The organism is Parafrankia sp. Ea1.12 (assembly GCF_900465275.1).
Lineage (GTDB): Bacteria > Actinomycetota > Actinomycetes > Frankiales > Frankiaceae > Parafrankia > Parafrankia soli.
This window is the reverse complement of sequence record NZ_UBIZ01000442.1, coordinates 1-25,102: the sequence shown is the minus strand read 5'-3', so window position 1 is coordinate 25,102 and position 25,102 is coordinate 1. Positions and strand designations below refer to the sequence as shown.

Sequence of the window (25,102 nt, the reverse complement as noted above, 5' to 3'; positions counted from 1 at the left end):
GGGGGTGCGCGTCCTCGACGTATCGCAGCATCCTGGTGGCTGTCGACCAGCCGCTGATGTCCTCGCGCCGCGGATCCACCACCCCGTGCCGGGTCCGGACTCCGCAGCCCATGAAGATCCGGCGAGCTGATCTACACCCCGGTCACGGTCGTCGGTGGTCTCGGTGTGCTCGGCCGCTCGGCTCCGCACCGCTTCCCGGTGGTGACGCATGACGTCTCCGAGTTCACCACCGGCATCGCCGACTTCCCGACCGGCAACGGTGGTCACGGTCCCGGCAACGGTGGTCACGATCCCGCCAGCGCCGGGCTCGGTCCCGCGCAGTCCGCCCCGCCGGGCCACGGGGGTACCGCTCCCGGCCATGGCGGTGGCCCGCCGGCCGGTGGGCCACCACTGCCCGCGGTGTCCGCGGACGCCCGGCCGGTCATGATCGACGTCATGCCGTCCCCGGAGACCGTCCGGGCGCCCGGGGGCGCTCCGCTCGTAGCTCCCGTACCTGTCGGTCCGTCGTCCCCAGGTGGTCCGGCGTCTCCGGTCGGTCCGCCTGTATCGGGTGTCCTGCCGTCCCCGGGCGTTTCGCCGGTGACCGGCGCCCAACCCTTTCCCGGCGGCCAGCCGTTCACGGGTGCCCCGCCGCTTTCGGGTGCCCCGCCGCTTTCGGGTGCGCAGCCGCTTTCGGGTGCGCAGCCCGCTCCCGGCGCGTCGCCGGTGCCGGGCCCTCCGCCGGCGACAGGTGCCCTTCCGATCCCCGGCGGTCCGGCGGGGCCCGGCGGGCCGAGCGCCGGAGGCGGCGCGCCGGGGACTGGCGGGGGCCCTGTGGGCCCGCCGACGGTGGGAATGCCGCTGCCCGTGGCGTCGGACGAGTCCGGGGCGGACCAGCGTCCGGGACACGAGGAGTGGTCAGCCGCCGGCCCGCGGCCCGCGGCTGACCCGGTTGGCATGCCGGACCCGGTTGGCATGCCGGACCCGGTTGGCATGCCGGACCCGATGGGCATGCCGGACCCGATGGGCGCCGCCGCACCCGGGTCGGGACCGGCGGCCGCCACGTCCGGGGCGCACCCCGGCATGGGGACGGGTCCGGCGACGCCCGACGTCGGCGTGCACCCCGTGGCGCCGGCCGGTCCCGGCGCACCCGGCCCCGGCACGCTCGCCGCGCCGCCCCCCGCACCCGCCCAGACCCAGGGCCACGCCCTGGTTCCCGGGCCGCCCGCGCCGTTCGGTTCTCCGGCCCAGCTCCAGCCGCCGGTGCCGGTGCCACCGCCGGCGGAGCTGACGTCCGTCACCTATTCGGTGTCGAAGGCGGGGTGGCGCCGGCGGACCCTGCGCGTCCAGGTGCGGGCGACCGGGCCGGCCCCCCGGCTGGTGCTGTTGGCGCGGCCCGGCGAGGAGCCGCCCGGGTCGCCGGCCGAGGGACAGGTGCTGGCCGAGTTGCAGCCGGCTCCGAGCTCGGGGTCGTGGACCATGGAGGTCACCCTCGAGGGGGCGCAGCTCCCGTGGGGGGTCCGGCTCCTGCCGGTGGTCACGCCGGGTGCTCCGGCGGTGTGGATCGACCATCCTGAGGACCCGATGCTCGTCGTCCGCTGAGCGTCCCCGCGGACGAGGGCCCTGGTCTCGCCCGCCACCCGCGGGGCGGTGGCGGGCGATTGCGACGGTCGCGTGCGCTCCGACCTGCTTGGTGACAACCAGCCGCGCTGTCACCGCCGTCCTCGTGTGTTCCGGACGAACCGTGAACTCTTTCGCTGTTCGCCCGTCGTTGTGAGCAGGATCGCCAAAGATGATCGGATTGTTGTGTATCCGTTACTTTGGCTGTCGTGTTATGGATGGTATTCGCCGTGCCGGCACTTTCCTCCTATCGCACCAGCTGTTTCCGGGGTAGTACCACCCCCGTTCTGGTTAGTCCCTTACGATGGCTTCGATCAGCTCTGGGGCACTTTCGATCAGTCCCAGGGTGGTAAGGCCGGATTCTGCCGGATCCGGCCGTTGCAGCCGGAGAATCCGTCGGACGCCGTCGGCTCTGGCGCCGAGGCGGCACGCTGGGTCCCACCACGGTGGTGGTGGCCCGGAGGGGACGAGCCGCAGGGAGACCGCGCACAGCCGGTTTCCCGCGTGTGCCGAGTTGTTTGTCCGTCGATGCTCCGTCCGACGCCACGACCGAAAGGCGGCGCGCGAGCATGGCCTCGACACCCGGCGGCCGACCGACCCCTCAGGTCGACCGCACCTCCCGGTTCGGCTTCGGCCGGAATCCCGCGGGCGCCCCGGCGTCCCGGCCGCCGCGGCCGCGCCGCCGGCACCGCTTCGGCCGTGGGCCGCGGCTGGGCCTGGCAGCCGGCTTCGTGCTGGCGCTGTCCCTGCCGCTGGTGGCACCGGCCGGTGCCGCGCCGACGGCCGCCACACCGACACCGTCACCCACCGTGGGCACGACCCCGGAGGCTGACGGAACCTCGTCGCCCGTGCCGTCCTCGTCGGCCGGGGGTGTCGCCGACCAGCAGGTCCCGGTCGCCGGCCTGACCTCCGGCCCGGCCACCGCCGGGCAGTCGAAACTGACTCTCGTCCTGTTCGACAGCGACATCGTGCTCGTCGGCGGGCGTGGCTTCGGGCCCGGCAAGGACGTGGCGGTCACCGCCGCGACCACCGACCTCGGTGGCTCCGCGAGCGCCCGGTCCGGCGCGGACGGCCGGTTCATCCTCGGCTTCCAGGTGCCGCTTGGCTTCTCCGGCCGGGTGACCGTGACGGCGAAGCAGGAGTCGGTGGAGGCCAGCGGCACGCTCGACGTCGTCGACGCTGGCACGCCGGGCCTGGCGAACGGGGCGGCCAACGGCGCCGAGGTCCCCGCACCAGCCCCGACGGCGAGTCCTGTCCCGGGCCCCGCGGCCACCCCGGCGCCGACGACCGCCGAGCCCACGACTTCGGAGCCCACGGCCTCCGGGCCCACCAGCTCGGAGCCGACGGGCACCGCTCGGGCCACCACCCCCCCGAGCACCGGCCGGCGGGGCTCGCCGGCGCCGACCGCCGTACCCGCGCCAGCGCCCACGGCCGCGCCGTCGGCGGGGAGCGGGACGGGCACCGGCACCACCACCGGCGGCACCGGCCGGCTCTCCGGCCTGCCCTGGATGTCCGGCGTCTACCCGTCGCACGTCCTGTCGCAGGTCATGTCCTTCGGGACGTGGCGCGGGCGGGCGAACGACGTGGCGCATGTGTTCACCGTCCGTACCCAGGGCTGGAACGCGATGGTCGAGCCGCGCTGGCCGCTGGACCTGTACAAGGCCTTCCCGGGCAAGCTGATCATCAGCCAGCCGACCTATCCGAAGGGCCAGGGCAACAACGCGGCCTGCGCCCGCGGCGAGTACGACAGTTACTGGAAGACCTTCGGCACGTTCCTCAAGAACAACGGCCGCGCCGATTCGATCGTCCGCATCGGCTGGGAATTCAACGGCAAGTTCATGTACTGGCACTCGGACCCGGCCGGGACGGAGTTCCGCGACTGCTTCCGCAAGATCTCGACCGCCATCCGCTCGACGGACCCCGCGGTGAAGATCGACTGGACGTTCAACGCGCACGCCTCGCCGGTTCCCAACGGGGGCACCCCGTGGGCGGCCTACCCGGGTGACGAGTACGTCGACTATGTCGGCATCGACTCCTACGACTGGTACCCGCCGTCGCGGGACGAGGCCACCTGGAAGAAGCAGTGCGAGGACCCGAACGGCCTGTGCTACCTGCTTGAGTTCGCCCGCCAGCACGGCAAGAAGGTGGGCGTGGGCGAATGGGGTGTGTCCTCGTGCAGCCGCAACGGCGGCGGTGACAACCCCTTCTACATCCAGAAGATGTTCGACACGTTCACGAAGTACGCGGACGTGATGGCGTACGAGGCGTACTTCCACGACGCGGCGCCCGGCAACGTCTGCTCGACCATCATGAACGGCGGCCAGAACCCGAAGGCGTCCGCCCTGTACAAGAAACTGTTCGGCTCGCTCTGAACGGCGCCACTCAGCGCTGCTCGTCTTCCGGGCAGTGCTGAGCAGCCCGGTCCGAACGGCGGACCGCTCTCGGCACACAGATGATCGTTCGTTTCAGTGAACGGGCCGTCACCCCGGCATCGCGGGGGTGACGGCCCGTTCGTCTGCCGACCAACACCTGTGCACGGAGGCGTCGTGTGCTGTTTCGTGTCGAACTCCCGGAGTGGCGCGGTAGCGTCAGCCCCGGGCACCATGTCCAAGCCCGCCCTGTGACCTGCGCGGTTGCGGTTCCCGCTTACGAGGGCTCGCGGGATCGCTCGCGCAGGCCCGCCGGATCGTCCGTCCCCGGATCGTCGGATCGTCTCGACAGGAGCGCGCCGCTTGCGTCACTTCAGCTTCCTGGACGGCCAGGCCGCCAGGACCCTGTTCCACCGAGCTCCGGAAGAGATCACGACCGGCGGTGACCGGCGGCTCGTCGCCACCGCGCTCGGCGCCACCCTGTACGCCCCCGGTACCCGCCCGCGACTGGCCTCGGACGTCCGCCGCCAGGTGGCGGCCGGGGTGACCTCGATGGTCCTCTGCCTGGAGGACGCCATCGCCGACCACGAGGTGCTCGGGGCCGAGTCGAACGTGGCCGCGGCGCTCGCCGACCTGGGGGAGGATCCGCCGGTCTGCGGTGACGGTCTGCCGCTGCTGTTCGTCCGGGTGCGCGCCGTCGCGCAGATCCCGGCGCTGCTGGCCCGGCTGGGCGGGCCCGCGCGCTCCCTGCTCGCCGGGTTCGTCCTGCCGAAGTTCGGGGAGGAGAGCGGCGAGGCGGCGCTCGAGGCGGTGCTGCGCGGGTCCGACACCCTCGGCCGGCTGCTGTGGGCGATGCCCGTGCTGGAGAGCCCGCAGGTGATCTACCGCGAGACCAGGATCGAGGCGCTGACGGCCGTGCGCCGCCTCGTCGACAAGCACGCCGACCACGTGCTGGCCGTGCGGCTGGGCGCCACCGACCTGTCCGGGGTGTTCGGCCTGCGCCGCGACCGTGACCTGACCATCTACGACATCGCGGTGGTACGTGACTGCATCGCCGACATCGTGAACATCTGCGCCCGCGGCGGCGACCACGTCGTCACCGGCCCGGTGTGGGAGTACTTCGCCCAGCCCGAGCGGCTGTTCGTGAGCTCCCTGCGGGTGACGCCGTTCGAGGAGGCCGACCTCGTCGACGGCAGCGAGCGCGGCGCGCGGATCCGCACGGAGCTCGTCTCGGCCGACCTCGACCGGCTCATCCGGGAGGTCGTCCTCGACAAGGCCAACGGACTGATCGGCAAGACGGTGATCCACCCGAGCCACGTGCCGGCCGTCCACGCCCTGTATGTCGTGACCCAGGAGGAGTACGAGGACGCGGAGGCGGTCCTCGAGGGGGACGCGGGCGGCGTCCGGCCGAGCAGCTACGCGAACAAGATGAACGAGCTGCGCCCGCACCGGCCGTGGGCGCAGGCCGTGCAACGGCGGGCACGGGCCTTCGGCGTGCTGCGCGAGGGCCTCACCTTCGTCGACGTTCTGGCCGCGACGCAGGACGCGTTGCGGTGACCGGGCAGGATCGGATGCTCGGCCAGGACCGGACGCGTGACCCCGACTGGCTGTGGGAGGAGCTCGGGCTGGGGATCGAGGTACGCGGCGGCGAACCGGCCGCGGCCGAGCTGCGCCGGCTCGTCGGGCTGGCGCTGCGCCGCAACCCGCTGCGGGCGCACCTGCTCGTCAGCCGGGTCCTCGGCAAGCACCTGCCGGTGCCGCCGGCTACCGCGCTGGACGCGGCGGCCCGCCTGGCCGAACGGGTGCGGGCCCTGCCGGCACCCGCCCGGTGGGCCGGCCCCGGGCCGGGGGCGGCCGAGGTCCCGCTCGTCATCGGGTACTGCGAGACCGCCACCGCGCTCGGGCACGCCGTCGCCGACGGCCTGCCGAACAGCCACTACCTGCACACGACGCGGCGCCGGGTACCGGGCAGCACGCCTGTCCTGGAATTCGTCGAGTCGCACTCGCACGCCACCCACCACTGGCTCATGCCCGCCGATCCCGGTGTGCTGGAAACCCCCGGCCGGCTGCTGCTCGTCGACGACGAGCTGTCGACCGGACGGACGGCGATGGGCACCATCCGCATCCTGCATGCCTTCGCCCCCCGAACGGACTACGCAGTGGCGGCGCTCGTCGACGCCCGGCCGCCGTCCGCCCGGGCCGCCTTCGACGCCCTCGCCGCCGAGCTCGGCATCCGCCTGGACGTCGTCTCCCTCGTCGCGGCGACCGTCACGGTGCCCGCGGACGTGACGGCCCGGGCCAGCCGGATCCGCGCCGCTTTCGGCGCCCCGACCCCTGCCGAGGGCGGCGGCGGCGACGGCGTCGCCGACGATGACGGCGGCCGCGCGGAGCACCGGGTCACCCGGGTGGCGGTGAGCTGGCCGGCGGGTCTGCCGGACGGGGCACGCCACGGCTGGTCCCCGGCCGCCCGTGAGCGCCTCACCGACGCGGTTCCGGCCGTGGCGAAGGACGTCCTGGCGGGACTGCCCGACCCCGCCCGCGGCGGGGACATCCTGGTCCTGGGTACCGAGGAGTTGATGTACGTGCCGATGCGGCTGGCGGACGGCCTGGCGGAACTGACCGGGCGCAGGGTGGTCTACCAGTCGACGACCCGCTCCCCGGTCCATCCGCTCGACGTCGACGGCTACGCCATCCGGGCGGCGCTGACCTTCCCGGCGCCCGACGGCCCCGAGCGGGTCAGCCACGTGTACAACGTGACGCCGGGCCGCTACGACGACATCGTGCTCGTCGTGGACTCGGGGATGGACGACCGCGGGCCGGTCCCCGACGGCCCCGACCTGGACGGCCTGCTCACCGAGCTGCGCCGCTGCGCCGACGTCACCGTCGTCACCATCCCCTGCCACGTGCTGGCGGCGCGCGGCGCCGAGGACGCCCGGTGAGCGCGGTGCGGCCCGTCGTGACCGGCGGGCGAACGCTGATCGGCTCCGGCTCCTACCTGCCCGAGGATGTCACCTTCCTGCTCACCGACCTCAGCGCGGCGAACCTCGAACGGCCGACGGAGGACCGCGAGGAGGGCTTCCAGTCCGGCCGGCACTACTCCGAGGACCTGCCGATCGAGTACCAGCCCGACGCCGCCTACCTGCGGATCTACCACCAGGCGCTGGAGCGGTCCGCACGGCGGGTGGCGTTGGCGACCGGGATCGTCGCGGAGCTCGTCCGGCACACCAAGCCCGCGCCGGTGATCGCCTCGATCGCCCGCGCGGGCACGCCGATCGGAATCCTGATGCGTCGCTGGTACGCGCTCCGGCACGGCCTGGACGTCCCCCACTACGCGATCTCGGTCATCAAGGACCGCGGCGTCGACATGAACGCCCTGCGCCACATCACCGACCGTCACGACCGCGCGGCCATCCAGTTCGTCGACGGATGGACCGGTAAGGGGGTGATGACCCGGGTGCTGGCCGAGGCGGTCCGCGGCCTCGGCGTCGACGACACCCTGGCCGTGCTCGCCGACCCGGCCCGCTGCGTGCCGCTGTTCGGCACCCGCGACGACTTCCTCATCCCCAGCGCCTGCCTGAACTCCACGGTCAGCGGGCTGGTCAGCCGGACGGTGCTCAACGCCGAGCACATCGGCCCGGACGACTTCCACGGCGCGAAGTTCTACCGGGAGCTCCTCCCGCACGACCTCTCCCGGCACTTCATCGACACGGTCGTCGACCGGTTCGACGAGGTGGCCGACGAGGTCGAGGCGGCCTGGCCCCGGCTGTGGGCCGCCGACCGGACACCGACCTGGGAGGGCTGGGCCGCCGTCGAGCGCATCGCCGAGCGGTTCGACATCCCGGATGTGATCATGGTGAAGCCCGGGGTGGGCGAGGCCACCCGGGTGCTGCTGCGCCGGGTTCCGTGGCGCATCCTCGTCGCCCCCGACCGGCTGGACGAGCTCGCGCACGTCCTGGCGCTGGCCGAGGCGCGCGGGGTGCCGGTGGAGGAGATGGCCGACCTGCCCTTCTCCTGCGTCGGCCTGGTGCGGCCGGTACGCGCCGCGGACGGCGAGAGACCGGTGTTCCACACCCCGGCGGCGCGCTGGCGCCCGGAGACGCCGTGACCACCCCGCCCCGCCCCGCGCCGGTGCCGGTGCCGGCGCCGGCACCGGCGCCGGACGGTCCGCACCTGCTGGCCTGCGACCTCGACCAGACGCTGATCTTCGCCCGGAAGTCCTTCCGGCTGGTCTCCGGGACGGCCGAGCCGGAGGTGACCCTGGTCGAACGGATCGACGGCGTCCCCTCGGCCTACTCCACCACCCGCGCGCTCGACATCCTCGCCCGCCTGCACCGGACGGCGGTCTTCGTCCCGGTCACCACACGGACCCTCGCCCAGTACCGGCGGATCGACCTCGGGGTGCGCCCCGCGTTCGCGATCGCGGCCAACGGCGGGCACCTGCTCGTCGACGGCGAGCCCGACCCCGCCTGGGCGGAGCAGGTCGCGGCCCGACTCACGGGCACCTGCGCGCCGCTGGCGGAGATGGAGGCCCTGGCCGCCCGGCTCGACGCCGCCGGATGGGCCCGCATCGTCCGGGTGGCGGACGGCCTGTTCGTCTACCTGGTCGCGCACAGCCGGGAGGCGATTCCCGACCTGTCCGACGTCGCCGCCGAGGTGGCGTCGGCGGGGTGGTCGCTGTCCACCCAGGGCCGCAAGGTCTACCTCGTTCCGACGGCCCTCACCAAGCAGGCGGCCGTCGCGGAGGTCGCCCGCCGGGCCGGCGCGTCCCGGGTGCTGGCCGCGGGCGACTCCGTCCTCGACGCGCCGATGCTCGCCGCCGCCGACCTGGCCGTCCGACCGGCGCACGGGGAGCTGCACGAGCAGGGCTGGCAGGCCCCGAACCTCACGGTGACCACCGCCACCGGCCTCCTGGCGGCAGAGGAACTGCTGACCCTCCTCCACACCTGGTCAACCTCCCACCCCGAGCCGGCCCGGTAACCATCGCGGCCCGGGGCCGCGCTCCTGCCGAGCCGAGCCGGAGGTGGGTCAGTACCGGAGGTGGGTCAGCAGGGGTGGCGGTCGGGCCTGGCGTTCCAGGCCGCGTACGCCGTCGCGTCGACCTCCTGGCAGACCTGCTCGATGTGGATGCCCCGCTCGTTCACGGGACGGCTGAAGTCCTCGTACGGGTAGGCGTCGTCGAAGCCGATCCGCACCAGGTCGGGTGTCGTGCGCCGGGGGCACGAGCGGGAGTTCGAGACCTGGCAGGAGAAGGCACGCCGGGTGCAGGCGAGGTCGCCGGGATTCCTGGGATACGAACTTTTCCGGCCGGTTCCCGGGGTGCAGGAGCACTGGGTCGCGCTTTTCCGGTACGACTCGATGCGGCACCTGGAGGAATGGCTGGATTCAGCCGCCCGGGAGAAACTCCTCGCGGACGGGCGGCGGCATTTCGCCGGTTTCGACGTCCGCACCGTGGGGTTGTCGTTCAGCGGCTGGTTCCGGTTCGGGGACGGCGCCGACGGTGCGCCGTCGCCCAACTGGAAGCAGGCCATGATGGTCCTGCTCGCGCTCACCGTCGGCTGACGGCCCCGCCCGCCCGCCGCTGAACCGGGCCGCCCGTGCGGCCCGGTGGCCCTGGTAGGTCGCGGGGCTTCGTGATACACCGGTGAAACCGTAGGTGACCGCGTTGTCCGGGCTGCCGTTGTTCGGGCCTTCGCCGACGCAGGAGGAACGCGTGACCGTGGCAGGCATGCACGCAGGAAGCGGGACGGACGGCGACGGCGGCGGCGCCGGTGGAGCGCTCGAGGCCGAGCTGGAGCGCCTGCAGACCGTGGAGCGCTTCGACCCGCCGCCGGGTTTCGCCCGTCGCCAGCCGTACGCCGCCGACGTGGCGGCGGCCGCCGCCGACCCGCTGGCCTTCTGGGCGGGAAAGGCACGCGAGCTGCTGACCTGGCAGAAACCCTTCACCCGCGTCCTCGACGACGCGAACCCGCCCTTCTACAAGTGGTTCGACGACGGCGAGCTCAATGTCTCCGCCAACTGCCTGGACCGGCACGTGGCGGCCGGCCTGGGCGGCCGGGTCGCCTACCACTGGCACGGCGAGGAGGGTGAGCGTCGGGCCGTCACCTACTCCGAGCTGCTCGCCGACACCCAGCGGCTGGCGAACGGCCTGCGTTCCCTCGGGGTGGTCCCGGGCGACGTCGTCGGCATCTACCTGCCGATGATCCCCGAGGTCGCGGTGGCCATGCTCGCCTGCGCCCGCATCGGCGCGGTGCACAACGTGGTCTTCGGTGGGTTCGCGCCGTCCGCGGTGCGGGAGCGGATGGAGGTCTCCGACGCCAAGGTGCTGATCACCGTGGACGGGGCCCGCCGCAAGGGCCGCACCGCGGCGGTCAAGGCCGGCGTGGACGCCGAGCTGGGTGACCTGCCGAAGCTGGAGCACGTCGTGGTCGTCCGCTCCACCGGGCCGGTGGGCGGGGCCGAGACGGTGATGACGGCCGGTCGCGACGTCTGGTACCACGAGCTGCTCGCCGCCGCCGAGCCGCTGTGCCCGCCGGTGCCGCTCTCCGCCGAGCACCCGCTGTTCATCCTGTACAGCTCCGGGTCGACGGCGAAGCCGAAGGGCATCCTGCACACCACCGGCGGCTACCTGCTCGGTGCGACGTACACCCACCGCACGGTCTTCGACATCGACCCGGAGACCGACGTCTACTGGTGCTCCGCCGACGTCGGCTGGATCACCGGCCACTCCTACATCGTGTACGGCCCGCTGTCGAACGCCGTGACGAGCGTGATGTACGAGGGCGCGCCGGACTACCCGGACTACGACATCTGGTGGCGGCTGATCGCCGAGTACAAGGTCACCGTCTTCTACACCGCGCCGACGGCCATCCGGGCGTGCATCAAGTGGGGAGCGCGGTACCCGGAGCGGCATGACCTGTCGTCGCTGCGGCTGCTCGGCTCGGTCGGCGAGCCGATCAACCCGAAGGCCTGGCTGTGGTACCACCAGGTGATCGGCGGCGGGCGCTGCCCGATCGTCGACACCTGGTGGCAGACCGAGACCGGCTCGATCCTGATCTCGCCGATCCCCGGGGTGACGTCGACCAAGCCGGGATCGGCGACGACGCCGCTGCCCGGGATCAGCCCGGCGCTGCTGTCCGAGGACGGCGAGCCGGTCACCGAGGGCACCGGGGTCCTGGTGATCACCAGCCCGTGGCCGTCCATGCTGCGCACGCTCTACCGCGACGACGAGCGGTTCGTGCAGACCTACTTCTCCCGGTTCGGTCCCCGCACCTACGTCGTGGGCGACGCCGCGCGGCTCGACGCGGACGGCTACTTCTGGATCATCGGCCGGATCGACGACGTGATCAACGTGTCGGGGCACCGGCTGTCCACCGCCGAGGTGGAGTCCGCGATCGTCGCGCACGAGGCCGTCGCCGAGGCGGCCGTGGTGGCCCAGTCGGACGAGGACACCGGTCAGGCGATCGTCGCGTTCGTGACGCTGCGCGGCGAGCTGGTCGGCGACGACGCCATGGTCTCCCAGCTCCGGGACCACGTCGCCCACCGGATCGGCAAGCTGGCCCGCCCGCGCCGCATCATCTGGGCCGACGACCTGCCCAAGACCCGGTCCGGCAAGATCATGCGCCGGCTGCTGCGGGACGTCGCCGAGGGCCGCGAGCTCGGTGATGTCACGACCCTGCGCGACCCGGCGGTCATGTCCGCGCTCGCGGAGAAGGTCGCCACCGCCCCCGACGAGTAGCCGCCGTCCCGTCCGTCCCCGCCGTCCGTCCCCGCCGCCCGTCCACCGCGCGGTGGACGGGCGGCGCGGAGTGCGGAATATCCGTCTTGGGGGGATCGTGGAGAAGTTGTTGCGGCTCGGCAACCGGCGGGTCGAACCCGGGTGCGGCGAGTTCATGCACCCTGTTTAGGCTTCCCGTCTCGTGAGAGCGCTGCGCCGATTCACTGTCCGTGCCCAGCTCCCGGAGCAGCTCGCTGCGCTGGGCGAGCTGGTTCTGAACCTTCGCTGGTCGTGGCATCCGGAGACCCTCGACCTGTTCGAGTCGGTCGATCCGGAGCTGTGGCGGGTCTGTGAGGGCGATCCCGTCCGGCTGCTCGGCGAGGTCGACCACGATCGGCTCGTGGCGCTCTCCGCCGACCGGAAGTTCCTGCGCCGGCTCTCCGACGCCGCGGACGACCTGCAGGAGTACCTGACCTCCGACCTCTGGTACCAGAAGCAGGCGATCCCGGGCGCACCCAGCGCCATCGCCTACTTCTCGCCGGAGTTCGGGATCACCGAGGTCCTCCCGCAGTACTCGGGCGGCCTGGGCATCCTCGCCGGCGACCACCTGAAGACCGCCAGCGACCTCGGGGTGCCGATCATCGGGGTCGGCCTGCTCTACCGGGCCGGCTACTTCGTCCAGTCGCTGTCGCGGGACGGCTGGCAGCAGGAGCGCTACCCCGGCATCGACCCGCACGGCCTGCCGCTGACGCAGCTCACCGACGCCGAGGGCGCCCCGGTGAAGGTCGCCGTCGGCCTGCCCGAGGGGCGCACCCTGCACGCCCAGATCTGGAAGGCGCAGGTCGGACGGGTCCCGCTGCTGCTGCTCGACTCCGACGTCGAGGACAACCAGTCCGCCGAGCGGGGCGTCACCGACCGCCTCTACGGCGGCGGGACCGACCACCGGCTCCTCCAGGAGATGCTGCTGGGGATCGGCGGCGTCCGCGCGCTGCGCGCCTACGCGGCCGTCACCGGCTCGCCGGCGCCGGAGGTCTACCACACCAACGAGGGCCACGCCGGCTTCCTCGGGCTGGAGCGCATCCGCGAGCTCACCGAGACCGGGCTGAGCTTCGACGAGGCGCTGGAGGCCGCCCGCGCCGGCACGCTGTTCACCACCCACACGCCCGTGCCCGCCGGTATCGACCGGTTCCCGAAGGACCTGGTGGCCCGCCACTTCGGCGGCGACAACAGCTGGCCCGGCGTCCCGGTCGACCGGGTGCTCGAGCTCGGCGCCGAGCCCGACCCCAACGTGTTCAACATGGCCCACATGGGCCTGCGGCTGGCCCAGCGCTCCAACGGCGTCAGCAGCCTGCACGGCATCGTCAGCCGGGAGATGTTCGCCGGCCTGTGGCCCGGCTTCGACCACGCCGAGGTGCCGATCGGCTCGGTGACCAACGGCGTGCACGCCCCGACCTGGGTCTCCCGCTCGATCACCGAGCTGGCCGACCGCCAGCCCGGCCCCGGCCTGCTCAGCGGCGGCGCCGAGGCCTTCATCCGGTTCGACAAGGTGTCCGACGAGGCCATCTGGGCGACCCGGCGGGAACTGCGCGAGCAGCTCGTCGCCGAGATCCGGCGCCGGGTCCGCGTCTCCTGGCTGCAGCGCGGCGCGGCCCCCGGCGAGCTCGACTGGGTCGAGTCCGTCTTCGACCCGGACGTGCTCACCATCGGGTTCGCCCGCCGGGTGCCGTCCTACAAGCGGCTCACGCTGATGCTGCGTGACTCCGAGCGCCTCAAGCGGCTCCTGCTGCACGCCGACCGCCCCGTCCAGATGGTCATCGCGGGCAAGGCCCACCCGGCCGACGACGGCGGCAAGCTGCTCGTCCAGCAGATCGTCCAGTTCGCAGACAACCCGGCCGTGCGCCACCGGATCGTCTTCCTGCCCGACTACGACATCGGCATGGCCCGCTTCCTCTACGCCGGCTGCGACGTCTGGCTGAACAACCCACTGCGCCCGCTCGAGGCGTGCGGCACGTCCGGGATGAAGGCGGCGCTCAACGGCTGCCTGAACCTCTCCATCCGGGACGGCTGGTGGGACGAGATGTTCGACGGTCAGAACGGTTGGGCCATCCCGACCGCGGACGGCGTCGAGGACCCCGACCGCCGCGACGACATCGAGTCGGCGGCCCTGTACGACCTGCTCGAGAACACGGTGACGGCGCGCTTCTACGACCGGGCGACGCCGACGTCCGCCCCGCCGCGGTGGACGGCGATGGTCAAGCACACCCTCTCCACGCTCGGCCCGCAGGTGCTGGCGACCCGGATGGTGCGCGAGTACGTCGAGCGTTACTACGTGCCCGCCGGGGTGTCGGCCCGCCAGGCCACCGAGGGCGACCTCGCCGGGGCGCGCGACCTCGCGGCCTGGAAGCACCGGGTGCGCAGCGCCTGGTCGGGCGTCCACGTGCTCAACGTCGACTCGGCCGGGCTCGGGGACACCCCCCAGGTGGGCCAGTCGCTGGTCGTGCGGGCGACGGTCGACCTCGGCGGGCTCGACCCGGCCGACGTCGAGGTGATCGCCTCCTACGGCCGGGTGGACGAGACCGACCGCATCATGGCGCCCGGCACGCTCCCGCTGACCGACGTGGGTGAGGGGGAGGGCGGCCACGGCCACCGGTACGAGGGCACGATCCCGCTCGGCCGGACCGGCCCCTTCGGCTACACGGTGCGAGTCCTGCCCCGCCATCGCCTCACCGCAAGCCCAGCCGAACTCGGCCTGGTCACAAACCCCTGACCCACCCCCGCGCCCTGGGCCTCCGGCCTCCGGGCCCAGGGCGGCCGGTGTGGTGGCCGAGTGTCATCGTGGACTCACTCGGCCGCCACACTGCAATCGGAGCCGCCGAGGGCCCGCAGGATGAGGACTGTTCGTCCGGCCACGTCGAGTTGCGCGCCGGCCGCCAGCGTCCGGCGGGGCTCGGTGATCGTGTCCGGGAACCCGGCGAGGTCGTCCGCGGCGGTGTCGAGCAGCAGGTCGTACCAGGTCGCCCAGGGCGCCCCGGGGAGCACGACCGTCCGGTCCTCGCCCTCAGGATGGATGACCAGCAGCAGGCTCTCCCCGGTGATCGGCGTGCCCGCGGCGTCGGTCCACTCGATGCCCTCCCCGGCCAGGTGCGCCACCAGGATCGCCACCTGCGGGGCGTTCCAGTCCGCGGCCGACATCACCGCGCCGTCCTGCCGGAACCAGGTGATGTCGGGCAGCCGCTGCGGGGTCGGCGCGCCACCGCGGAAGAACCGCTGCCGCCGCAGCACCGGCGCGGCCCGTCGCAGTCTGCTCAGCCCGCCCACCAGCGTGACCAGCGCCGGATCGGGACCTGCCGGATCCGCGGCCGGCACCTCGCCGGCCGGCACCTCGCCGGGCCCACCGGCCTCGGGGGTTCCTGCCGTTCCGTTCGGCCAGGCGAGCCAGGAGACCGCGTTGTCCTGGCAGTAGGCGTTGTTGTTGCCGCCCTGCGAACGTCCCAGCTCGTCGCCGGCGAGCAGCATCGGCACACCGGCCGACAGCAGCAACGTGCTGATCAGGGCCCGGCGGGCTCGGCGGCGGTTCGTGAGGATCTTCGGGTCGTCCGTCGGTCCCTCGGCGCCGTGGTTCGACGACCGGTTCTCCGACTCCCCGTCCCGGTTGCCCTCCCCGTTGGCCTCGTTGTGCTTCTCGTTGTACGAGACCAGGTCGGCGAGGGGGAAACCGTCGTGCGCGGTGACGAAGTTGACCGAGGCCCAGGGCCGGCGTCCCGAATGCTCGTAGATGTCGGACGAGCCGGTGATCCGGTACCCGAGATCCGCCACGCTGCCGGTGCGGTCGCTGAAGATGTCACGCAGGGTGTCGCGGAACCGGCCGTTCCACTCGGCCCACGGCGCCGGGAACGCGCCGACCTGGTACCCGCCCCAGCCGAGGTCCCACGGCTCGGCGATCAGCTTGACCGAGGACAGCAGCGGGTCGGCCTGGATCGCGGTCAGCAGCGGCGCGGCCGGCTCGAACCCGTCCGGTGACCGCGCGAGCGCCGTCGCCAGGTCGAAGCGGAACCCGTCCACCCCCATCTCGGACACCCAGTACCGCAGCGAGTCGCAGATCAGGCGCACGACGTGCGGCGACGTGGCGTCGACGGTGTTCCCGCAGCCGGTGACATCGCGGTAGCGGCGCGGGTCGGTGGGTTCGACGCGGTAGTAGGCGATGTTGTCCAGGCCGCGCAGGCTCAGTGTCGGCCCGCGCTCGCTGCCCTCGGCGGTGTGGTTGTAGACGACGTCGAGCAACACCTCGATACCCGCGTCGTGCAGCGCGGCGACCATGGCGCGAAACTCGGCGACGGGGTCGTCCGTGGCCGCGTAGCCGGGGTGCGGGGCGAAGAACGCCAGCGTGTTGTAGCCCCAGTAGTTGGATCGGCCGTTCTCCAGCAGCGTCGTCTCGGAGATGTGCGCGTGGACGGGCAGCAGCTCGACCGCGGTGACACCGATCCGCAGCAGGTGGTCGACGACCGCCGGATGCGCCAGGCCGGCGTAGGTCCCGCGCAGCCGCTCGGGCACCCCCGGGTGAAGCATGGTGAAGCCCCGGACATGCAGCTCGTACAGGATCGTGTCGGCCCAGGCCGTCCGCGGCCTGTTCGCGGCCGGGTCCGGCCCCGTGACGGACCCGGCGGCAGACCCCGTGACGGATCCCGCGGGAGGCCGCGTGACGGGTCCGGTCACGACGCCCTTTGGCACATACGGTGCCGAGTCCCGGTCGTCGGGGTCCTGCCCGTAGGGATCGCCGGCCACATACCCGTGCACCGCCGGATGGGGCACGAAGCTTCCCGTGACCCGGCGCGCATAGGGGTCGAGCAGCAGCTTCGCCGGGTTGTACCGCTCGCCGCGCCCGGGCGCGTACGGCCCATGAGCCCGCAGGCCGTAGGCCTGCCCCGGGCCCACCCCGGGGATGTAACCGTGCCAGACACCGCCGTCCCGTTCGGGAAGCCGGTACCGCGTCTCACCACCTGAAGTGGTCTCCGCGCCACCGTCCGTTCCGCGGACCGGGTCGGTGCCGAGGTCGGTGCGGCCGGTGGCGCCCGAGCCGTTCTGGCCGCCCGAGCCGTTCTGGCCGTCGAACACACAGAAATCCACCGCGTCGGCACCGGGCGCCACGACGGCGACGTTGACTCCCTCGCCGTCCCACCACACGCCGAGCGGGGTGGCCGAGCCGGGGCGGATCATGGGAACGACGCTAACCGCCACATCATCCGGTGGTCCCCCGAACTCTCACCTCCACCCATCCCAAGTGACCGGCGTCACTTCCCGTCCCGCGGCGCACCCAGTTGGCCGACGCCCGGACCCTGTCGGCCCCCACCCGGGCCCGAGGTGCCCCATCTGGCGTGGTCCCGGCCCGGCTTCAGGGCCTTCGGCGCCTGGGGGAGCTTGTGTGCCTCGGGCAGGCTCTCGCCGGGGAAGGGCGTGGGCTGAGTGTGGTCTTGGGGTGGTTGTTGGCGGCCTGAACGTGGAGGCCTACTCGTCTAGTGTTGGCTGCGGCCCGGCGGGGGAGTCTCCGGCGGGCGGGTGGCTCACGGATGCGCGGAATCGTGATGAGGATTCATGGTTTCGCGACGATGCGGAGGTTTGGCGATGGCGGTCGTGCGGCTCGAGGTCTCCGACGGTGTCGGGACGATCAGGCTGGACCGGCCGCCGATGAACGCGCTCAACGCGGCGCTTGCCGCTGAGCTGCGCGCCGCCGCCCTCGAGGCCACCGCCCGGGCGGACGTCCGGGCCGTTGTCATCTACGGCGGCGAGAAGGTGTTCGCCGCCGGGGCGGACATCAAGGAGATGGCGGGGCTGGACGTCGCTGGCATCACCGGCTGGGTCCGCGATCTGGCCGCGGCCTTCGACCTGGTGGCGCGTATCCCGAAGCCGGTCGTCGCGGCCGTCACGGGCTATGCCCTCGGCGGCGGCCTGGAGCTCGCGCTGTGTGCCGACTTCCGGGTCTTCGCCGAGAACGCGAAGGTCGGGCTGCCCGAGATCACCCTCGGTGTGATCCCGGGCGCCGGTGGCACGCAGCGCCTGCCGCGGCTCGTCGGGCCGGCCCGGGCCAAGGATCTCGTCTTCAGCGGCCGGCAGGTGCGGGCCGCCGAGGCGGAGGCGATCGGGCTGGCCGACAAGGTCGTCCCGGCCGATGAGGTGTACGCCGAGGCCCTGCGGATGGCGGGTCGCTTCGTCACGGGGCCCGCCCTGGCACTGGCCGCGGCGAAGCAGGCGATCGACGACGGCGGCGACCTCGCGCTCTCCGAGGCGCTGCGGTTGGAGTCGGCGCTGTTCATCGGCCTGTTCGGTACCGAGGACCGCCGCCACGGCATGGACTCGTTCATCGAGCGCGGCCCGGGCAAGGCCGACTTCGTCGGCCGCTAGCTAGCCGTCGCAGCACCCGACATCGGCCCCGGCTCGGTCTGCGGTCCGGGCCGGCCGGCGCGAGGCTCGGCCCGGCTCGGTCAGTGCAGGCCCGGGGCCGGGTTGGTCAGCGTAGGGCCAGGTCGGCGGTCACCGGCTTGTGGTCGCTGCCGAACTCGGAGCCGACCTGGTAGCCGGTGACCGCGAAGGCCGGTGACGCGAGGACGTGGTCGATCCGCAGCACCGGTGGGAACGCGACCGTTTTCGCGTTCCAGGTCGGTGTCCAACCGGCGCCGAGGACGTCGTGGGCGTCGCGCACACCGGCGGAGAGCAGCCGGCGCAGCGGACGGTGGTCGCGGGTGGCGTTGAAGTCGCCGGCGAGCACGACCGGCAGTTTCGACGTCTCGACGTCCTCGCGGAGGTGGTCGAGTTGGGCGCGCCACCGTTTCGCGTAGTCCCCGCTGGTCGGCGAGATCGTGTGCACCGCGTACATGACGAAGGAGCGGCGCTCGTCGACCCGCACCGTCGTGCGCAGTGACATGCTGCCGGCCACCTCGGGTGCCGCCGTGTCCGACAGCGGGAAGCGGGAGAACACCGCCGAGCCGAACGCGCCGTCCTGCGGGTGGACCTCGGAGTACCGGTACTCCTTCAGTGCACCTGACGCCTGGACGTCCGCCAACGTCAGCGGCGAGAGCTCGACCAGCACCAGGACGTCGGGGTCGGCGGCCTCGATCTGCCGGCCCAGCCGGCCGGCCTCGGTGTTGGAGTAGAGCAGGTTCGCGCTCATCACCCGCAGCCGGGCCGAGCCCTGCGGGACGTCGTCGGCGTCGCCGGGGAGGACCTCGGGCAGCGCCCAGACCAGGTGGGCGACTACGAGCAGCGCACAGAAGATCATGAGCAGGTTGCGCCGCAGCGCGAAGCCGATCGCGAGCGCCGCGTAGACCGGCAGGTACAGCAGCGGTGTCAGCGCGTTGAACGAGGCGAACGGCCAGGCGAACGCGTCGTCGAGGTGGACGAGGCGCACCGCGGCGATGACGGCGAGCGCCACCGTGACGACCCAGGCGGCGAGCACCAGGGCGATCCGGGCCGGCGGATGCGTCCCGCCTGCCCGGCCGGGCGGGTCGGACGGGATCGCCGGGATGTCGCCCGCGCCGATGCCCGTGCCCGTCCCGGCACCGACGTCACCCCCGCCGCTTCCGCTTCCGCCGTTGCCGCCGCCGCTCCCACCGCCGTCACCTCCGCGGCTTCCGCCGCTGTCGGTAGCTCCGCCGATGTTGGTGCCGTTGCTGGAGGTGGGGGCGCGTCGGCCGATGCGGCGGCCGATGCCCTTCGCGGGGCTCACCGGACATAGGGTGCCCGGTCCACGCCGGTCAGCCGACGGCGGGTTCCGGCCGCTGCGGGGAAGGTCGCACGAGACCAGCGGCGCGTGAGCGCCACTCACGGGCCGCGACGGCTTTCGAGAAGCCGGCGATCGTCCGGTCCAGCTCGGCGAGTTTGTTGACGATCCGGGTGGAGGACACCGGACCGGCCACCTCAACCGCCCGGTACCCGGCTTCGAGGGCCGCCTCGAGCTCGGGGCGCGGGCGTTTCAGGTAGGACAGCGCCAGGTCCGCCTCTGCGTACGCGCGGGTCCGGGCCCGCGCCGGACCCTGCAGGTCACGTGCCTCCAGCAGCCGCTTCTCGGCCATCTCCGCCCGGCCCAGCAGGAGGAAGCAGTGGCCCTGACACTCGGCCACGTCGCCGATGTTGTAGTGCCCGGCCCAGGACGGGGCGTCGCCGGGCTCGCGGGAGATCGTGCGCTCCAGCGCGTCCAGGGCACGCATGCAGCCGGCCTCGTCGCCGTTGCGGGCGAGGGCCCACGCCAGCTTGTCCTGCAGCATCGCCTGCACGGCCGGCGCGGACTGCCGGGCGGACCGGTCGATCGCCGCGCGCGCCAGGGACAGACTGTGCCGGTTGTGCCCCAGGGCCGCGGACTGGTCGCTCATCGCGGACAGCACCCGGCCGGCCATCATGACGTCGTCGGCGTGCTCGGCCAGCGTGAGTGCCTGGATGTAGTAGCGCTGGGCCAGTGCCTGGCGGTTGCAGTCCTGGGCGAGCCAGCCGCTGAACTGGGCCAGCTCTGCGAGGGCGCCGAAGGTGTCGGTGTCGGCCGGTCCTGCCACGGCCGCCCGCGTCCGGTCGTGCAGGAACGTCACGACCTGGGGGCGGATCTCACTGCTGCCGAACCGGGCGTCCAGGCGGCGGAACGTCTCGGTCATGTCCCGGATCATCGCTCCGCCGGACGGGGAGGACGGGACGTCCGCGCTGATCCGGCGGATCATGCCGGTGAGGCTGGACAGCACGGGGTCGGCGAAGGCGGTGGCGACGAAGGCCGCCCCGTCATGTAGGACGTCACGTCGCCGCATGTCTCGTCCCGAAAGTCCAGCGAGCGTCCGCAGGGTGTCGTCGGGGATGTCCGCGACGGCGAGGCCGAGGTCGTCGCGTTCACTGGCTTCGCCCCGCCAGCTGAGGTCGGCGGGGGTCACCGGGTAGCCGACGAGGGCGGAGAGTTCGGCCGCGGCCAGCTCGGCGACCATCGGGTCCCGGGGCCGCATGCCGCGGCGCCAGTGCCCGACGGTCGTCCGGGCCAGGCCGAGCTCGATGCGGCGCTGGGATCGGGCGCGGTTGTTGACCTGACGTGCGAAGCGGGTGTCGGAGACGTTGGCCTCGGCGAGCAGGCGGGAGAACAGGGTCGGCGTGCCGGATTCGCCGGTGTCGGGGCTGGTACCGGCACCCCTGGTGCCGCCTGCGCGGGTGCTGCTGGCGCCGCCAGCGCCACCCGCGCCGGTGGACGTTCCGCCGCCGGCCTTGCCCGCGGCAGCCTTCGCCGTCGGCCTGGCGCGCCCGGTGGATGCCATCGACGGCGCCGGGACCTGGTTGTTCGGGAGCTGGGTGGCCGGGATGTGCGTGCCCGGGATGTCGGCGGCGGACTGCGCTGTCGAGATGCGGTCCGGCGGGATGATCTCCGGGGAGGTGTGGTCCGGGGAGATACGGGCCGACAGGCGGCCCGGCCGGATCGGGCCCGACAGGGCCAGGGGCGGCCCAGCCACCATGAGTTCTTCCGCGACCATCGGACCCCCGTCTGCTCGATGTGGCCGGATGGGCCTTTACCAGGCCCTCGGCTACCTCATGGGGCAGAAAGTAGCCGATTGGTCACACATTCAGGAAGAGGGTGTGCAGTAGTGGGCCGGAATGCACGGTCATGGTGGGACCCGGGCCTCTTGCGGTAGGGGCGGTCGAAGTGGGAGACATCATGGCAAACCAGGCCGCTGTCGCGGCGGTGCCGGGCGGCGTCGATGGCCGATCCGTCAGATCGGTCCGCCCGCGGACGCGCCCGGTGGGCGTTACCCGTCCCGCCGCCGCGCGCGGTCGGTGGCCGTCGCCGTGGGTGGGCGGCCGTGTCGCGATACGCCGGTCGAGGCTGCGCCGGCCGGCGCCGTTGTGTCCGGATGATGTCTCCCGGATGTCCGTCGCCGCCGGGCTGGCATGCCCGGAGCGGGCGGATTGCGGCCTGCATCACGGCGCCGATCATCGGGCATGTCAGGGCGTCAGATGCGACGATGCGTGGAGGACCGACATCGATATTGCTGGCTACGGAGGCCCCAAGGCGTGAACATCGTGGTTACCGTCAAGCAGGTTCCCGATACCTGGGCGGAGAAGAAGCTCGACGCCTCGGACAAGACGGTCGACCGTAAGAGCGTCGACAACGTCATGAACGAGATGGACGAGTACGGGGTCGAAGAGGCCCTGAAGATCAAGGAAGCCCATGGCGGCGAGGTGACGGTCGTCACGATGGGGCCGGAGAAGGCCGTCGAGACGATCCGCAAGGCTCTCTCGATGGGCGCCGACAAGGCGGTGCACCTGACCGACGAGTCGCTGCACGGCTCCGACGCCCTCGCCACCTCCGCCGCGCTGGCGAAGGTGATCTCCACGCTCTCGCCGGACCTGATCATCACCTCCTCGGAGGCCTCCGACGCCCGAGGCGGCGTCATGGGCGCCCTCCTCGCGGAGCGTCTCGGTCTGCCGCAGCTCACGCAGGCCCGCAAGGTCACGGTCGACCCGGGCGCGAACAAGGTCTCCGTCGAGCGCCTCGCCGACAACGGCTACGCGCTCGTCGAGGCGACCCTGCCGGCCGTCGTGGGCGTGGTCGAGAAGATCAACCAGCCGCGTTACCCCTCGTTCAAGGGCATCATGGCGGCCAAGAAGAAGCCGCTGACCAAGCTCTCGGCCGCCGACGCCGGTCTCGACGCGGGCTCGGTTGGCCTCGCCGGGGCGACGTCCACGGTTGTCGACGCGCAGCCGGCACCGCCGCGCCAGAGCGGCACCATCGTCAAGGACGAGGGCGATGGCGGCGCGAAGGTCGCTGCGTTCCTCGCGGCCCAGAAGCTCATCTGAGGGGTTGTTGTTCGATGGCTGAAGTTCTTGTACTCGTCGAGCACAGCGATGGCGAGCCGAAGAAGGTCACGGCCGAGCTGCTGACGCTGGCCCGCACGATCGGCGAGCCGTCGGCGGTGTTCCTCGGCGGCCCGGGCAGCTACGCCAAGGCGAAGGAGTACCTGGCCCAGTACGGCGCGGCCAAGGTCTACCTGGTCGAGTCCGAAGACGTCGCCGACTACATCGGGGCGCCGGCGGCCGAGGTCCTGTCGAAGCTGGTCGCGGACGTCTCGCCCGCAGCCGTCCTGGCCGCGGCCACGCCGGACTCCCGTGAGGTCGCGGCCCGCACGGCCGCCCGCACGGATTCCGGCCTGATCTGGGACGCCACCGCGCTCACCTCCGACCTGACGGCCACCCAGGGCATCTTCGGCGGTTCGACGATCGTCAACTCGAAGGTCACCAAGGGCACCCCGATCGTCGTCGTCCGGCCGAACTCGACCGCACCCGAGGCCGCGCCGACGACCCCGGTGGAGACCCCGGTCGACATCGCGATCTCCGACGCCGCGAAGGGCGCGAAGATCGTGGACCGCGTCGTCGAGGCGAAGTCCGGCCGTCCGGACCTCACCGAGGCCCAGGTCGTCGTCTCCGGCGGCCGTGGCCTGGGTGCCGCCGAGCACTTCGCGCTGGTCGAGAAGCTGGCCGACACCCTCGGCGCGGCCGTCGGCGCCTCGCGCGCCGCGACCGACGCCGGCTGGTACCCGCACCAGAACCAGGTCGGCCAGACCGGTAAGACGGTGTCGCCCCAGCTGTACATCGCGGTCGGGATCTCCGGCGCCATCCAGCACCGGGCCGGCATGCAGACCTCGAAGACGATCGTGGCGGTCAACAAGGACCCCGAGGCCCCGATCTTCGAGTTCGCGGACTACGGACTGGTCGGTGACCTGTTCAACGTCGTCCCGCAGCTCACCGAGGAGATCCAGAAGCACAAGGCCGGCTGACCAGCCGAGCCGCTCCATCCGGGACGGCCCGCGACCGGGCCGTCCCGACCGGGCGCAGGACGGCCGGGTGCGTTCCCTCTCTGTCCGGAGGGCCGCACCCGGCCGTCGCCGTTCCCGGGGCGCTGAGGTCGTCTCCCGGCCGAAGCCTCTCCCGGTCCCGCCGCCCCCGGCTCCTGAGCAGGGGCAGTCCGCGCCACCGACGGTTACGCTCGGTGTCGAACTGGGAGCGGGAGGTGTCTGAGTGTCGCTACGTCACGGGTTGCTGGGGCTGCTCGCGGAGGGTCCGGCCAGTGGCTACGACCTCACGAGGCGATTCGAGCAGGTGCTGGGCGCCGTCTGGCCGGCCGGGCACCCGCAGATCTACGGGGAGCTGAGCCGGCTCGCCGGCGACGGCCTGATCGAGATCGACAGCGAGGGCCCCCGCGGCCGCAAGGCCTACCGGATCACCGACTCCGGCCTGGACGAGATCAGGCGCTGGCTGCGTGAGCCGTCGGAGGTCGACCACACCATGCGGCTCCAGTCGCTGCTGCGGTCGTTCTTCTTCTGGCTCATGGAACCGGCGGACCTCAACCAGCACCTGGTGCGCGAGGCCGAGTTCTTCGCGTCGGCGGCCGGCCGGTACCGCGCCTACGCGCAGGCCACCGACCGCGGCGACTTCCCCGACACCCCACAGAACCGGTCGCTGCGCCTGGCGATCGAGGGCGGAGCGCGGCTGTACGAGGCCCTGGCCGGCTGGGCACGGTGGGCGGCCGAGCGCTCCGAGGCGGCGGGCGGACGTCCACGGCCCTGAAACGCGAGCCGGCAGCTCTCGGGCGCATCGGAAGCCACCTGGGCGCAGCAGGCAACCGCGAGAACACCGATACCCGGCCATGGACGTCGAAGCGTGCGATACCCGGCCACGGATGTTCCCCGTGGGCACGGGTGTCGGGGCGCTCGATATGGGGTAGCAGTCCTGAAGCGGCGACGCCGGGAGGCAATCGCCGGAACTCGCCGGGAGAGACCCACCGTGGGCAGGCCTGCGGGGCCCCGGGGAAGCCGGGCAGCGGCCGGTGACAGGCGGTCGGGGAGCCTTCGCCGGGCTCGGCGGCGGGCGGGGGTGGGGCCGGCCCAGGCCTGGATTGCATATGTCGGGGTGGTCCACACACCCCCGCGGATCGCTCGTGTATAGTTCCATCTCGCCGCCCACCCAGGACGAACAGTCCAGGGCGTTGGCGGGCCAGGATCCTCCGAGGGGGCATGGACCCCCCGAGGAAGAGGCCCGAAAACGATGCGGTAAGGTTTGAAAGAGTGGCAGTCACCGGCTCGGCCGGAGTGATTTGACACAAACCCGAAAGTCTCGGTAACTTAACCGAGTCGCCGCAGCCGGGGCCGAAAGGCCGAAACGGATACGGCAAAAAGCCGAAGTTCAAATCGCAGCCAACACGGAGCGGTTTGACAAAGGCCAGAAACACCGAGTAAGCTGAGAAAGACGCACCGGGCGACGCCGGAAGGCAAAGAACGGTCGCATCTGCTCCTTGAGAACTCAACAGCGTACCGAATAGTCAGTGCCATATTTTTTAACCCCCGTCCATGGCCAGGGCTTAGTGCTTCTGGTTGTGGTGGGAAATTCCTTTGGCAATGATAGACTCATACGA

17 protein-coding genes are annotated in these 25,102 nt (G+C 72.5%); 13 read left to right on the top strand and 4 right to left on the bottom strand.

Translation table 11 applies throughout. The features are described 5' to 3' along the window. The first annotated feature begins 834 nt into the window (after positions 1-834). The 6 genes from FMEAI12_RS38645 (at position 835) to FMEAI12_RS26115 (ending at position 8,945) form a co-directional block, all read left to right on the top strand. Positions 835-1,581 carry a hypothetical protein gene (locus FMEAI12_RS38645; RefSeq protein ID WP_235014524.1) on the top strand — a complete coding sequence of 249 codons (747 nt, stop codon included), beginning with the start codon at positions 835-837 and terminating at the stop codon, positions 1,579-1,581. Between the two features lie 587 nt (positions 1,582-2,168). Further along, the gene (locus FMEAI12_RS26135; protein ID WP_071066004.1) at positions 2,169-3,971 is read left to right on the top strand and encodes a glycoside hydrolase family 26 protein; all 1,803 of its coding nucleotides are present in this window, start codon (positions 2,169-2,171) and stop codon (positions 3,969-3,971) included. A gap of 360 nt (positions 3,972-4,331) precedes the next feature. Continuing rightward, the gene (locus FMEAI12_RS26130; protein WP_112108182.1) at positions 4,332-5,525 is read left to right on the top strand and encodes an HpcH/HpaI aldolase/citrate lyase family protein; all 1,194 of its coding nucleotides are present in this window, start codon (positions 4,332-4,334) and stop codon (positions 5,523-5,525) included. 14 nt (positions 5,526-5,539) lie between these two features. Next, positions 5,540-6,907 carry a phosphoribosyltransferase family protein gene (locus tag FMEAI12_RS26125; protein ID WP_112108187.1) on the top strand — a complete coding sequence of 456 codons (1,368 nt, stop codon included), beginning with the start codon at positions 5,540-5,542 and terminating at the stop codon, positions 6,905-6,907. Next, positions 6,904-8,073, top strand: a complete 1,170-nt coding sequence (locus tag FMEAI12_RS26120; RefSeq protein ID WP_071066006.1) for a cysteine protease StiP family protein — start codon at positions 6,904-6,906, stop codon at positions 8,071-8,073. Before FMEAI12_RS26125 ends, FMEAI12_RS26120 begins: the two co-directional genes overlap by 4 nt. A gap of 23 nt (positions 8,074-8,096) precedes the next feature. Then, the gene (locus FMEAI12_RS26115) at positions 8,097-8,945 is read left to right on the top strand and encodes a sucrose-6-phosphate hydrolase (protein ID WP_200835415.1); all 849 of its coding nucleotides are present in this window, start codon (positions 8,097-8,099) and stop codon (positions 8,943-8,945) included. A 65-nt stretch (positions 8,946-9,010) separates the two neighbouring features. Here FMEAI12_RS26115 and FMEAI12_RS26110 read toward each other — a convergent pair whose 3' ends face one another. Beyond that, a complete protein-coding gene (locus FMEAI12_RS26110) occupies positions 9,011-9,160 on the bottom strand; it encodes a hypothetical protein (protein ID WP_235014521.1) in 150 nt (49 codons plus the stop codon). Between the two features lie 13 nt (positions 9,161-9,173). On the opposite strand from FMEAI12_RS26110, the gene FMEAI12_RS26105 reads away from it, so the two are divergent. The 3 genes from FMEAI12_RS26105 to glgP all read left to right on the top strand — a co-directional run bounded on the left by FMEAI12_RS26105 (position 9,174) and on the right by glgP (position 14,449). Beyond that, positions 9,174-9,527 carry an antibiotic biosynthesis monooxygenase gene (locus FMEAI12_RS26105; RefSeq protein WP_235014519.1) on the top strand — a complete coding sequence of 118 codons (354 nt, stop codon included), beginning with the start codon at positions 9,174-9,176 and terminating at the stop codon, positions 9,525-9,527. Positions 9,528-9,693: 166 nt separating this feature from the next. Then, positions 9,694-11,703 carry an acetate--CoA ligase gene (acs, locus tag FMEAI12_RS26100; protein ID WP_112108185.1) on the top strand — a complete coding sequence of 670 codons (2,010 nt, stop codon included), beginning with the start codon at positions 9,694-9,696 and terminating at the stop codon, positions 11,701-11,703. Between the two features lie 181 nt (positions 11,704-11,884). Continuing rightward, on the top strand, positions 11,885-14,449 hold the full coding sequence (gene glgP / locus FMEAI12_RS26095) for an alpha-glucan family phosphorylase (protein ID WP_112108181.1): 2,565 nt from the start codon (positions 11,885-11,887) through the stop codon (positions 14,447-14,449). Positions 14,450-14,523: 74 nt separating this feature from the next. On the opposite strand, the gene glgX is transcribed toward glgP, so the two are convergent. Continuing rightward, positions 14,524-16,896, bottom strand: coding sequence for a glycogen debranching protein GlgX (gene glgX, locus FMEAI12_RS26090; RefSeq protein ID WP_112108180.1), 2,373 nt, complete (start codon positions 16,894-16,896; stop codon positions 14,524-14,526). 405 nt (positions 16,897-17,301) lie between these two features. On the opposite strand from glgX, the gene FMEAI12_RS26085 reads away from it, so the two are divergent. Next, a complete protein-coding gene (locus tag FMEAI12_RS26085) occupies positions 17,302-18,078 on the top strand; it encodes an enoyl-CoA hydratase/isomerase family protein (protein WP_071066009.1) in 777 nt (258 codons plus the stop codon). A 106-nt stretch (positions 18,079-18,184) separates the two neighbouring features. Here the strand turns inward: FMEAI12_RS26085 and FMEAI12_RS26080 are convergent, their stop codons facing one another. Then, positions 18,185-19,399, bottom strand: coding sequence for an endonuclease/exonuclease/phosphatase family protein (locus FMEAI12_RS26080; protein ID WP_235014518.1), 1,215 nt, complete (start codon positions 19,397-19,399; stop codon positions 18,185-18,187). A gap of 28 nt (positions 19,400-19,427) precedes the next feature. Then, the gene (locus FMEAI12_RS26075) at positions 19,428-21,167 is read right to left on the bottom strand and encodes a transcriptional regulator (RefSeq protein ID WP_112108179.1); all 1,740 of its coding nucleotides are present in this window, start codon (positions 21,165-21,167) and stop codon (positions 19,428-19,430) included. 538 nt (positions 21,168-21,705) lie between these two features. Here FMEAI12_RS26075 and FMEAI12_RS26070 point away from each other — a divergent pair. The 3 genes from FMEAI12_RS26070 to FMEAI12_RS26060 all read left to right on the top strand — a co-directional run bounded on the left by FMEAI12_RS26070 (position 21,706) and on the right by FMEAI12_RS26060 (position 24,258). Continuing rightward, positions 21,706-22,491, top strand: a complete 786-nt coding sequence (locus FMEAI12_RS26070; protein ID WP_041253713.1) for an electron transfer flavoprotein subunit beta/FixA family protein — start codon at positions 21,706-21,708, stop codon at positions 22,489-22,491. A 14-nt stretch (positions 22,492-22,505) separates the two neighbouring features. After that, positions 22,506-23,468: an electron transfer flavoprotein subunit alpha/FixB family protein gene (locus tag FMEAI12_RS26065; protein ID WP_071066011.1), complete on the top strand. Its 963-nt coding sequence runs from the start codon at positions 22,506-22,508 to the stop codon at positions 23,466-23,468. 241 nt (positions 23,469-23,709) lie between these two features. Continuing rightward, positions 23,710-24,258 (top strand): helix-turn-helix transcriptional regulator, encoded by a 549-nt coding sequence (locus FMEAI12_RS26060; protein ID WP_020458713.1) that lies wholly within the window; start codon positions 23,710-23,712, stop codon positions 24,256-24,258. Positions 24,259-25,102 lie beyond the last annotated feature (844 nt).

Coding starts and splice junctions, on each gene's coding strand:
- FMEAI12_RS38645 (WP_235014524.1), top strand. CDS start 835: ATGCCGCTGCCCGTGGCGTCGGACGAGTCCGGGGCGGACCAGCGTCCG.
- FMEAI12_RS26135 (WP_071066004.1), top strand. CDS start 2,169: ATGGCCTCGACACCCGGCGGCCGACCGACCCCTCAGGTCGACCGCACC.
- FMEAI12_RS26125 (WP_112108187.1), top strand. CDS start 5,540: ATGCTCGGCCAGGACCGGACGCGTGACCCCGACTGGCTGTGGGAGGAG.
- acs (WP_112108185.1), top strand. CDS start 9,694: ATGCACGCAGGAAGCGGGACGGACGGCGACGGCGGCGGCGCCGGTGGA.
- glgX (WP_112108180.1), bottom strand. CDS start 16,896: ATGATCCGCCCCGGCTCGGCCACCCCGCTCGGCGTGTGGTGGGACGGC.
- FMEAI12_RS26085 (WP_071066009.1), top strand. CDS start 17,302: ATGGCGGTCGTGCGGCTCGAGGTCTCCGACGGTGTCGGGACGATCAGG.
- FMEAI12_RS26075 (WP_112108179.1), bottom strand. CDS start 21,167: ATGGTCGCGGAAGAACTCATGGTGGCTGGGCCGCCCCTGGCCCTGTCG.
- FMEAI12_RS26065 (WP_071066011.1), top strand. CDS start 22,506: ATGGCTGAAGTTCTTGTACTCGTCGAGCACAGCGATGGCGAGCCGAAG.